This window comes from Roseateles sp. YR242, from assembly GCF_900109745.1.
Lineage (GTDB): Bacteria > Pseudomonadota > Gammaproteobacteria > Burkholderiales > Burkholderiaceae_C > Roseateles.
This window is the reverse complement of sequence record NZ_FOAV01000005.1, coordinates 282,037-293,821: the sequence shown is the minus strand read 5'-3', so window position 1 is coordinate 293,821 and position 11,785 is coordinate 282,037. Positions and strand designations below refer to the sequence as shown.

Below are 11,785 nucleotides of genomic sequence, written 5' to 3'. Positions count from 1 at the left end.
ACCCAGGCCCCGGTCATCTGTTCGCACCGCCGCTGCCCGCTTCGCATCTGCGGGCCCGACTGGTCTTGTCCCCTGAATCTGGCGGCCGGTCTGCGTGGTGCACCGCAGCAAATCGTCTTCAATGTTTGTTAATGTTGAAGCCGATGTTTCCGGCGTCTGTCATTCTTGGCAACCGGAACCCCAAGGCGTGGGAGGCCCGCGGTGCTGAACCAGGATGCAAAGCGATATGTGGTGCTGGATGGCATGCGTGGTGTGGCGGCTGTGTGCGTGGCCGTGTTGCATGCCAGCCAGTTGCTGAAGCTGGGCTACAAGCCCTTCCATGCCTCGCTGGCGGTGGACTTCTTTTTCTGCCTCAGCGGCTTCGTGGTGGCCTTTGCCTACGACCGCAAGCTGCCCACCATGTCCATGCAGCGCTTCTGCGCGGTGCGGCTGATCCGGCTCTACCCGCTCATCGCGTTTGGCATTGCCCTGGGGTCGGTCGTGTTGCTGGCGGCGCTGGCGCGTGGTGACCTGGCCTGGAAGCAGACCCTGGTGCTGATCGGCTCGGCCTTGCTGCTGCTGCCGATGGGCATGAAGTACCAGTTCCAGGCTTATCCGGTGAACAACCCGATCTGGTCCTTGTTCTTCGAACTCTTTGCCAACCTGGCCTACGGCCTGCACACGAAGTTCGGACAGCCGCTCAAGCGTGGCGCGGCCGTGGCCATCGTGGTGGCGTTGGGCGTCGCGTTGGCGGGCGCCGTGGTCCTGCAAAACGGCGTGGACCCCATCGGCTTTGATGGCCCGCGCAACTTCGTGCTGGGTTTTGCACGCGTGGCCTTCCCCTTTGCCGTGGGTGTCTGCATTTGTCGCAGTGGCATCCATCGGCGCCTGCCGCGGCTGCATTGGATGTGGCCGCTGTTATGCCTGGTGGCCATCCTGATGTGCCCCTTCTGGCGGCATGAGCCGGTCTTCGACCTCATCTGCCTGCTGGTGCTGCTGCCCCTGATCGTCGCCTTCGGCGCGGCGTCGGACGCGGCGCCAGGCAGCGCCAGCCTGCGCGGGCTGGAATGGCTGGGGGTCATGTCCTACCCCTTCTACCTGGTGCATGAACCCATGCTGCGCCTTGCGCGTGACCTGGACTTCACCGATGTACCCAAGGTGCTGGTGGCGATGGGTGCCATGGCCTTGGCCGTGGTGCTGGCGCAGATGGCGCTGACCTTCTATGACGAGCCGCTGCGTGCCGCGCTGATGCGCCGGCTGCGCCGACCGCCCTCAGGCCAGGGTGCGGGTGGGGTGCTTCAACAGCCGACCCCTTGATCCGCTGCCCGTGCGTCAAGGGCGGCAACCGCCCGCGCTTGTGAACAAGCATGGCTGCCTGGTGTCGAATACCTTGAACTTGCGTTGCCATCGCACATCAAGGCCGTCTGGATCCTCTAACTAGGTGGAAACCCTGGAGCGTTGGAGATGTCAGGCCTATGACGGGCTGGGACAATGCGCGCTGTTTTTTTGTTTCAAAAGAGCGTCCTTTCTGGTCACGAGCCTGAAATGGCACGTAACCGACGGATGTGAAGGATCGAGCAGCATGGCGCTACACCACTTGACGGACGAGCAGGTCCGCACCTGGACGCGAGGTCAAAAGGACGAATGGTGGTTCAAGAACGTCTTCCGCGGTGACATGGCGCAGCTGACGCTGCGCTCCGGCATGACGGGTTTCATTCTGGGCGGCATCCTGGCCGCCACGTCGCTGTACATCGGCGCCAAGACCGGCATCAGTGTGGGCGTGGGCCTCACCTCGGTGATCCTGGCCTTTGCCATGTTCCGGCTGCTGCACCAGATGGGCTGGGCGGACGACTACACCATCCTGGAAAACAACTGCACCCAGTCCATCGCCACGGCGGCGGGTTATGTGGTCACGCCGCTGATCTCCAGCCTGGTGGCCTACATGCTGGTGGTGGACCGCATCATCCCGTGGTGGCAGATGATGATCTGGATGGTGCTTATCGCCGTGACCGGCGTGCTGGTGGCCTTCCCGATGAAGCGGCGCTTCATCAATGAAGACCAATTGCCATTCCCGGAAGGCCGTGCCTGCGGGGTGGTGCTGGATTCGCTCTACACCGGCGAGGGCGGCGAAGGCCTGTACAAGGCGGCGCTGCTGGCCAAGGTGGCGGGGCTTTCCGCCTTCTACCAGGCCATCGTCAGCGATGGCTGGATGAAGCTCATCCAGTTCAAGCTGCTGCGCATGGACCAGTGGGCCGGCATGAAGGAGCCATGGGTTCTGCATGACCGCCTGGACGAGTACTACTACGCCATTGCCGTCAAGGCGGAGCTGTGGATCCCCAAGATCATGGGCGTGGACTTCCGCGTGCTGGGCCTGCGCCTGACGCTGGATGCAGCCATGCTGGGCGTGGGTGGCCTGATGGGCATCGCCGTGGCCACCAGTTGCCTGCTGGGTGCCTTTGTGAACTTCGCCGTGCTGGCGCCGATCATGATCAACGCGGGGGACATCATCCAGCGCGTGGGTCCCAACGGCAGTCTGGTGCCCATCTCCCGCGTGGAGATTGTCAACCAGTGGTCGATGTGGTGGGGCGTGGCGATGATGGTGGCGGGCTCCGTCACCAGCCTGCTGGCCAAGCCGGACATCTTCACCAGCGCGTTCAAGTCGATCGCTGGCCGCAAAAAGAAGGAAGCTAACGGCACCGATCTGCTGGCTCACATCGAAGTGCCGTTGTGGATTTCCTATATTGGTGTGCCGGTGTTTGGTGTGCTGTCCGCCTGGACGGGCCACCTGTTCTTCGGCGTGCCGATGCTGATGGCGCTGGTGTCGTTGCCGTTGATCTTTGTGCTGACGGTGATCTGCACCAACTCGATGGCGCTGACCTCGTGGACGCCCACGGGTGCGCTGTCCAAGATCACGCAGTTCACCATGGGTGCCATCGACCGGTCCAACCCGGCGAGCAACCTGGTGCCTGCCGGTATGACCGCGGAGATTTCCTCCAACGCGGCCAACCTGCTGTCGGACATCAAGCCGGGCTACATGCTGGGCGGCAAGCCGCGCCATCAGGCCATTGGCCACGTCATCGGCATCTTTGCGGGCGTGCTGGCCTGCGTGCCGTTGTTCTATCTGCTCTTCGTGCCGAAGAACGCCGAGGGCGTGCGCAGCACGTCCACCATCATCTCCGACCAGTTCGCCATGCCGGCGGCGGTGCAGTGGAAGGGTGTGGCGGACATCATTGCCAACGGGCTGCACAGCCTGCCGGCGTCCGCGCTGATCACGATGGGCATTGCGGCCGTGGCGGCGGTGGTCATCGAGGTGCTGCGCATGGTCACGCGCGGCAAGTTCCCGCTGTCGTCGGTGTCCATTGGCCTGGGCGTGGTGCTGCCGCCTGAGTCCACCTTCTGCATGTGGGTGGGCGCGATGATCTTCTTCGTGATGGCGAAGGTCTACAAGACGCCGGGCACGGCGGGCTGGCGCCGTTGGGTGGATGGCTGCGAGCCGATCTGCGCGGGCTTGATCTCGGGCGCAGCCCTGATGGGCATCGGTAACGCGATCGTCAATGTGTTGATCTGATGCATTGATCTGATCGGCCAGCCGCCTCCCGGCGGCATGGCACAATTCGGGCCCTCTGCCGGCATGGGAATGCTGGGGAGGGCCTGATGTTTTTTCAGGTGCTGATGTCTTCTGTCTGCCCGTAGCTCAACTGGATAGAGCAGCTGCCTTCTAAGCAGCAGGTCGGGGGTTCGAGTCCCTCCGGGCAGGCCATTTCAGCGGGCGGGTTTCACCCACCCACACCTCTCCCCCCAGTCTCATCAGACACCTTGCTCACGGCCTGCCCCAGAATTTGCCAATGGTCCATCTTGGCGAATGAATCCTCATGGGTACGCAGCTTGATGCGCAACACGTCCTGCCGGCCTTGCCGCTGAGCGCGCTTGTCTGCGGTGGTCGCTGCGGCGATGCTGGTGCCTACCCGGCTGATGGCGCTCTCATACGCGAACTTCATGTTCGGGCGCCAGATGAGCGCATCCACGTATCGCAAGGTGCTCACCAGCATGTCGTCACTGGCGCGATTGCCGCCTGCCCCCGTCCATTCCACGCGTTGCGTGGCGACCTCCAGTGTGCGGCGCAGCGCTTCGCAGAGTCCGTCCAGCTGATGGTGATGTTCTGCGGCACTGTCTGCCTGGTTCAACAGCAGTGGCTTGCGCGGGTCAATCCACGGCAAGGTAAGTCCGCCCAAGGGGCAGCTGGATCCCGTGGCGCCCATGACGCCGAGCCCGAAGATCCTCTCCATTTCGGCGATCGCCTTGGGCGATGAATACAGCTTTGGCATGGGCTGCCCGTCGATCTTGATGGTGCAGGGCACCACATGGGCATAAGGGTTGTCCGCGAGGCCGCCCATGATCTGGTACATCGCGGCATTGATCCGGATGGTCGGGGCGCTGCGGTAACGGTTCTGCAGAAGCAGCACATGCGCAACCACCAGCATCACGTGGTAGTACTGCAACCACGCACTTTTGCTGGCCAGGGCCTCCAGATCCACCGCCGCGCACAACTGGTCGTTGAGGAACTTGCCGTTCCTCTGATCGGTGGTGCTGCCGAATTTGCGACCTTCAATGACGCTCATCTTGGTGTCCCCCAAGGGTATGGCAAAGGCGAAACTGCGGGCATGTTAAGAAAGACCCCCGGGTAGCGTCCGATGACTTTCGTCATTCACGCCGCCCAGCCGAACGCCACGGGAGGCTCTGATGTGCAACCTCTACCACATGACACCGAAGAACGACCTGGAGGTCTATGTCCGGCGACATCTGAGCAAACTGTGGCTCCCGGAGCAGGACCCCACCCGGCCGTTCGTCGGGCCGTTTGACACGGGGCTGTTTCTGCGAGCCGGCCAGGGAGACAGTGAACTGACCGGCGCTCTCGGCCAATGGGCCTTGATCCGGCCAGGCGCATCTGCCCGCAAGGACATGATGCAACCCAAGCCCGTCCCGGGAAAGAAGGCGCCAGCGCCGCGCCCCCGCACCACCAACAACGCCAGGTTGGAAACGGTGGCCACGTCCCCCACCTTCCGTGCGGCCTGGAACGAGGGCCGCCGCTGCCTCATCCCCGCCCAGTGGTATCAGGAGCCCAACTGGGAGACGGGCCGCAACATCTGGTGGCAGTTGCGCCGTGCGGACGGGTTGCCCTGGATGCTGGCCGGCATCTGGAACGAGTGGGTGGACCCGATGACCGGCGAGGTGGTGCCCAACTATGCGATGTTGACCTGCAACTGCGATGGCCATCCGTTGCTGGGCCGCCTGCACAGGCCCGACGCGCGCCTTCCCGCCGAAGCGCAGGACAAAAGAGCCGTCATGCATCTGGAACCCCACGAGTGGGACGCCTGGCTGCGCGGCTCGGAACCCCAGGCCAGGGCCTTGCTCCGTACCCGGGAGCCTGCGTTCTTCGATGCGCAGGACGCCCACAGGACCGATGCACTGCTGGCCCAGCCTTGAGTTGGGACTGATCCAACCATCTGAAGCGCGGGCACGCCACTTGCTTCGTACACGGTACAACAACGCAGCGCAGGGGACATCATGGCTCAGCCGGTAAGACCTGGCGGCACCGCTGCGTCGAGCTTCCTGCTGACGCGTCTGGTGCTCATCGTGGCGGCCGTCGCGGCGCCGTTGTTGCTGCTGCTGGTCGTCACCTTGCAAGCCGACCGGCGCGACGCAGAGAAAGAGGCGTTTGGGGCTCTGAAAGGCCGTGCGGACAAGGCGGCCGAAGAGGTCTATGACATCCTCGAACAGGCCGACCACCTGCTGATGTTCATGGCGTCCCGTCCCGGTGTGCGCAAACTCGATTCCGGGGCTTGTCAGAACCTGATGGGTGGGCCGGGTTCTCTCTCCAACTCGGCCTATACCAACCTCGGGCTGCTGGCGCCCAACGGCAGCATGGTCTGTTCCACCAACGCCAAGCCCGGCCTGGTGGACTTTTCCGGCGAGGCCTGGTTTGTGCAGGGCATGGCCGCCGCCGGCTTGTCCTTGAGCAAGCCGCTGCGCGGGCCGATCAGCCAGCGGATGGTCTTGTATCTCACGCGCCCGGTCACCAATGAAGCTGGCCAGCGTGTCGCGCTGCTGGCGCTGGCGCTGGACCTGGCCTACGTCAATACGAAGCTCGCGCCCCTGCTGGATGGTCCGGACAGTTCGGTGGGTATTCGGCAGGGCCAACGCATCTTCCTGACCCGGCTTCCGGAGCCGGAACGATGGATGGGCCAGGAAGTGCCAAAAACCCTGCTCGACGCGCCCGAACTGGCCTCCGTGCCGGTGCGCGTCGGCGTGGGCGTCTCCGGCTCGCCCCGTGCATTTGCGGTCACGCCGATGAAGAAATACGACCTGGAGGCGATCGCGGGCATGCCGTCGGACTTCGTTTATGCAGACGCCAATGCACAGGCGTTGCACGGTGCCGCCGCAGCAGCTGCTGCCATTGTGCTGGGCGTCGGTGCGGCTGTGTTCTTCGCCCGTCGCTTGACCGCGGCCCTGCGCAGCATCACCGACACGGCCAGGGCCCTCAGCGCCGGCGCCACCAACGTCCGCGCCGACACCGCGCTACCCGGTGAATTCGGCGAGGTCGCCAGCGAGTTCAACCGGCTGATGGACCGCAACGACCAGAAGGCCGCCGATCTGCGCACCTCCAATGCCCATGCCGTGCGCGTGCGGCAGATCTACGAAACGCTCTCGCAGACCGGCCAGGCCATTGCCCACCGGGTGTCCGGCGCCGGCCTCTTCCATGTCGTGTGTGACGTGGCCACACGCGCCGGCCTTGCCACCGACGCCCGCGTGGTGGTGGCCACGGCGCAAGGCCTGCGCACGGAAGTCATCGCGCCGGCCGACGGGACGCAGGGCCCTCAGCCGGAGGGGGCCGGGCAGACGCCCGATGCCGTGCCGCTCCACCTGGTGGTGGAAGCGGTCGAGTCGGGGACGCCGCGCCACGCCGTTCACGCCGATGCGGGCTGGATTGCCGTGCCGTTTTCCACGAGCGGTCGTCCTGCGGGCGCGATATTGATGCGGGTGAGCGAGGGCGCCATGCTGGACGACGAGACGGCTGGGCTGATGACGGAGCTGGGGCGCGACATCTCCTTCGGGCTGGACCTGGAGCGGCACAGGGAAGCGGAAGCGGCACTGAGTGCCGCAGAAGCGGCCAACCTGGCCAAGAGCACCTTCCTCTCCCATGTCAGCCATGAGCTCAAGACGCCCTTGAATGCGGTGCTTGGATTTGCCCAGTTGGCCAGATCCACGCCGTGCGCCGAAGCGGATTCGGAGGTTCGCGGCTCCCTGGATCAGGTGCTGGCTGCGGGACGCCAGCTGCGACTCATCATCGATGACCTGATGGACGTGTCGCTCATTGAGTCCGGCGGTGTCGCCCTGGACATGGCGGAGATCAATGTCGCCGAAGTGGCGAAGGCCACCACGCAGCAGCAGGAACCGGCCGCCCGGACGCTGGGTATCTCCCTGAAGCTCGACATCACCACAGAACCAGTGGAGGTGGTGACGGACGGCGTGCGTGTGCGCCAGATCCTGACCAACCTGGTGTCGAATGCGCTCAAGTACAACCGTCCCGGTGGCACCGTCACCGTGTCCATGGAGCCGCAGGCCGAGCGAGTGCATATCCGCGTGGAGGACACCGGCCAGGGCATGAGCCCAGCGCAGCTCAAAGGGCTCTTCCAGGCCTTCAACCGGCTCGGCCGGGAGCGAAGCGCCGTCGAAGGCACAGGCATTGGCCTGTTCATCACGAAGCGCCTGGTGGACCTGCTGGGTGGAACACTCACGTTCGAGAGTGTGGAAGGGGAGGGCACGGTGGTGACGTTCTGCCTGCCCACGCGGCTCGCGGCATCTCCGTTGCAGGAGCCCCCCGCCGACGCCGATCCGCCAGACCGCAGGCGGGAACTGGCCGCCAGCGTGGTCTACATCGAGGACAACCCGGTCAACGTTATCCTGCTGGAGCAGTGGTTCCGGCGCTACCCCGGTATTGCGCTGACCACGGCAGAGACCGGCCACGCCGGCCTGGCCGCCTGCCACGAATTGAAGCCCGATCTGGTGCTGCTGGACATGCAACTGCCCGACATGACTGGCGTTGAGGTGCTGAAGCAGCTTAGGCAGAACCCGCGCACCGCAGACCTGCGCGTGGTGGCGTTGTCGGCCAATACCCTCCCGGCGGACATCCAGGAGGCGCTGACCGCAGGCGCCATGGCCTATTGGCCCAAGCCGGTGGATTTTGACCGGATGGAAACGGACCTTGCCGAGGTGCTTGCCGATCGTCCTTGACCCACTCGCTGCGCTGGCAGCCTGCGCTATGGCCGGCGCTGCCCTGATGGCGCCGACATGATGGTGCCCGCTAATCGATGAGTGCGTTGATGGCCGCTTCGAACGCCGCCTGTAGGCCCTCAGGCACCTGAATGACGGGGGCTCCCGATGGGGCGAGTGGGGCGAGTGGGGCGCCATCAACGCTGCTGGCATCAGCGGTGTCGGCAACCGCAGCGTCCGGTGTGGTGACGGCCACCACCAGTATCGGCAGGGCTTTGGTTACCGCGCCCGAAAGGACCTGGTCTTCCCAGAAAGTGATGGGCGTGGACAGTGTTTGGCTGGACGGCTGGTTTGATTCAGGTGAAAAGGTCTTGCCGATGCGCTCGGGCCAGACCTGCGTGATGTTTTGGCGGCAGACCTTCACCTGAAGACCACGTCGAGCAAGCACCCGCAAGACATCAGGATCCCGCCCCCCAAGCGCCTGGGCCACGGCAACGAGGTCTGCGAAGTCCGCAGTGCCCTCACGTCTGATGAGTCGTGCCAGGTGTTTGGCCTCTTGAGGCGGCATTCCCTGGAGGCGCAAGCGGACCATCAGCCGCGTGGACATCATGGCATCGAGCGCGCTACGGCACCGTGCACTTTGGTGCAGATAAACGTTCTGGGTGTATTGCAGGATGCTGAGCAAGTCTTCGCGCGAGGCTACCGGCTCCGCCGTTGCCAGAAATTCACCAAAGGAGACCAGGGACGAGTGTGGAATGCCGTTGTAGTGCTGCTCCGGCAGGTGACGCACCAGTTGGCTCGCTGCGGCGTCATGTGAAAACCTTTTCGTCGGAAGCCCCAAGCTGTACTGGGTCAGTAAATCTGCCTTCAGCGTCTGCGCGCGCAGCAGATGTTCCCGAGCGGCCAACGCACCACCGATGGAATTCTCCGTCGCGGCATGAGCGAGGTCATGAGCCTCCGTAATACGCGTCAAGTGTTCCTCATGGTGTTGCTCGAGCATCCAGTGCTTCGTGCGAATCTCCCGCAAAACAGTGTCGTCGCGCGCCGTGCGGCGGTCCTCGTCGACTTGGGATGTCATGGAACGGGCTTCATCCATCCGTCGCAGCAAGCGGTCGGCTGCAACGTGCCAATGCCAAAACGTGGCGTTGTCCTGTGCTTCCGCCATACGGTCCATCAGGTCTTCGAAGTATTCAACCTGTTTCTTGTTGGGGCTGAGGTCCGCGAACTTCTTGATGCACTCGTCGCGCGTGCGTAGCAACTCGCCGATCGCCAACGGCTCATGCTGGAGAATGTGTAACGCCCTTTGCAGGGCGGTGACACTGCGACGGATGTGCCGCAAGTCCTCGTCGCGGAGAGCGTGGCCGCCAGCGTTGTCCGGGTAAATGTTGCCCACGCCACTGATGCGATCGGCCGCTTTCTCGCGATCGATCCACTCCCGCACCACCTGCGAGGTCTCTGGTGCGAGGGCGTCGAGGGACTGTGTCAGCTGATCAATGGCGAGGGTTTTGTTGCTGCATTGCTCTCGGTATTCGTGATACCGAAGCAGGGAATGATGGATCTCAAGCCAGGGCGGTCCCGAGGTCTGCGCGCCAGCCTCAGCGGTGATGACGCGCTGTGGAACCGCAGGTACCTGTGCATCAGGCCCGGCGCTGGCCAGTTGTCGCTGCGAGCGGCCAAGGGGAGGGCTGTCGGCCGCACTCACCGCGCTATAGGCCGCCCCCGGAAAACGTCCAACGGCCGCTCTCGCCAGGGTGCTCGTTGGTAGGCACCGGCTGATCACGCGCCCGAGCGCGGATCGTGCAATCTGAAAGCAACCCATGTTCCCGGTTTCTCGCCCCGTGGCTTCCGCATGGGTCGATGGCGCCATGCTGGACAACGACTCGTTGTGGTGATCAGGCAGGGGTTGCATCGGAAAGCTGTTGAAGTCAGGCCTGCGCATGCTGTATCTCTCGTGCATTTGTGCATTTGTGCGTTTCCGCGTTGGGGCTTGGTGAGGAAACCGGGTGGGCGCAGTTCTCCCTTAGCGCGAGATTGACCCTGAAGTGGCATCTGGGGTGACACTGGTGGTGGCGAGCGTTGTGGCGATGGTTGTGGCCCGTGATGCCGCCACCAGATCCCTCAAGGCGGCCGGCAGGGTGGCGAATCGATAGACGAAACCGCCGGCCAGCGCCCGCTTCGGCCACACCTGCTGCCCATCCAGCAGCAAGGTGGACATCTCCCCTGCGCACCAGCGCAACGGCTGTGCCGGCACCCGCATCCAGGCTCGCCGCCCGACGGCACTGGCCAATGCTTGTGTGAATGCCGCCTGTGTGTGCAGTTCCGGGGCAACGGCATTCACGGCGCCTCGCAGATCGGCGCGGCGCAGGGCCCAGACCACCATGCCCACGGCGTCCTGCAGGTGGATCCAGGGCAGAGGTTGCAACCCATCACCCAGCCGCGCCCCCAATCCCAGCCGGGCGGCCAGGGCCTGCATGGGCAGGGCGCCATCGTCGCGGCCGAGGATCACGCCGAACCGCATGCGAACCACCCGCACGCCCAGTGCCTCGGCCCGTATCGCCTCGTGCTCCGCCGCTGCACAGAGTTCGGACTGGAACACGCCGGCCATCGGCGCGCTGTCCTCATCGCAGCGGCGCGTTGGGTCCGGCAGGCCGTAGAAGCCCACCGCGGAAGCCGCCACCAGCACCGAGGGCCTGCGCTCCAGCCGCATCATCAACTGGCGCAACTGCTCCATCAGCGCGGTACGGCTGTGCACCAACACACGCCGACGAGCCTGGGTCCAGGGCCGGCCCAGCACCCGGGCGCCCGCCAGATGCACGATGGCTGCGATACGTGTCTCCGCCGCAATCTCGTCGAGCGAGCCCACCACGGCAATACCGCTGTCGAACTGCAGCCGCGCCTGCTTCACGTCCCGGCTCAGCACAATCAGGCGTTGCCCCTCGTCTCGCAGCCGAGCCACCAGCGCCTGGCCCACAAATCCCGTGGCGCCCGTCACCAGCACGGCATCGGCTCCGCGTGCCACTGGCACGGGGACGGGCGGTTCCGCCCGGCTCAGCCGGCGCACCGCCAGCGCGTTTCGGACACTCCAGGCCCACACGCCCACCGCAAAGGCGGTGTACAGCCAGGAGACCAGGCCCCGGCCTGCCGGCACCAGCGCGGTCGGCTGCTGCCACCAGCTCAGCAGTTGGGGGCCCATCAACCCGACAAACAACCCATAACTCACCGTCAGCACGGTGTGCAGCCAGCGCTCGAAAGGCGGCAGGGTCCGGGTGCGGTCTTCCTCCAGGAAGTCGCTCAGGGTGATGACGATCTCCACCACCAGAACGGCCGCCACCATCAGTGCCCAGGCGCCGTGCCAGGCCCACCAGCCCAGGCCCAGGAACAGCGCGCCGTACAACGCCTCGCGCCCCGCATGCAGGGCCAGCTCCCGCCGCGCGCCGCGGCGCTGGGGAAGGCGGGCGGCCCATTCGTGGTGCCAGAGATTGTCGAAAGCGCCCAGCAGCGCCTGAAGGATCAATACGGTATCGATCATCCACAT

At 64.8% G+C, this 11,785-nt stretch carries 7 protein-coding genes and 1 tRNA gene; 5 read left to right on the top strand and 3 right to left on the bottom strand.

The window, feature by feature from the left end; genetic code table 11:
• Window positions 1-201: 201 nt before the first annotated feature.
• The 3 genes from BMY53_RS12435 (at window position 202) to BMY53_RS12425 (ending at window position 3,739) form a co-directional block, all read left to right on the top strand.
• Window positions 202-1,296 (top strand): acyltransferase family protein, encoded by a 1,095-nt coding sequence (locus BMY53_RS12435; RefSeq protein ID WP_092946787.1) that lies wholly within the window; start codon window positions 202-204, stop codon window positions 1,294-1,296.
• Window positions 1,297-1,561: 265 nt separating this feature from the next.
• A complete protein-coding gene (locus BMY53_RS12430; protein WP_092946786.1) occupies window positions 1,562-3,547 on the top strand; it encodes an OPT family oligopeptide transporter in 1,986 nt (661 codons plus the stop codon).
• Window positions 3,548-3,662: 115 nt separating this feature from the next.
• Window positions 3,663-3,739 (top strand) — tRNA-Arg (locus tag BMY53_RS12425).
• A gap of 16 nt (window positions 3,740-3,755) precedes the next feature.
• Here the strand turns inward: BMY53_RS12425 and BMY53_RS12420 are convergent.
• A complete protein-coding gene (locus BMY53_RS12420) occupies window positions 3,756-4,598 on the bottom strand; it encodes a hypothetical protein (RefSeq protein ID WP_143074050.1) in 843 nt (280 codons plus the stop codon).
• Window positions 4,599-4,719: 121 nt separating this feature from the next.
• Here BMY53_RS12420 and BMY53_RS12415 point away from each other — a divergent pair, with 121 nt between their 5' ends.
• Together BMY53_RS12415 and BMY53_RS12410 are read left to right on the top strand one after the other, a co-directional pair.
• Window positions 4,720-5,463: an SOS response-associated peptidase family protein gene (locus BMY53_RS12415; protein WP_092946784.1), complete on the top strand. Its 744-nt coding sequence runs from the start codon at window positions 4,720-4,722 to the stop codon at window positions 5,461-5,463.
• Between the two features lie 81 nt (window positions 5,464-5,544).
• On the top strand, window positions 5,545-8,271 hold the full coding sequence (locus tag BMY53_RS12410; RefSeq protein ID WP_092946783.1) for an ATP-binding protein: 2,727 nt from the start codon (window positions 5,545-5,547) through the stop codon (window positions 8,269-8,271).
• Between the two features lie 70 nt (window positions 8,272-8,341).
• Here the strand turns inward: BMY53_RS12410 and BMY53_RS12405 are convergent, their stop codons facing one another.
• Window positions 8,342-10,189, bottom strand: coding sequence for a hypothetical protein (locus BMY53_RS12405; RefSeq protein WP_143074049.1), 1,848 nt, complete (start codon window positions 10,187-10,189; stop codon window positions 8,342-8,344).
• A gap of 81 nt (window positions 10,190-10,270) precedes the next feature.
• On the bottom strand, window positions 10,271-11,785 hold the full coding sequence (locus tag BMY53_RS12400) for a TIGR01777 family oxidoreductase (RefSeq protein WP_092946781.1): 1,515 nt from the start codon (window positions 11,783-11,785) through the stop codon (window positions 10,271-10,273).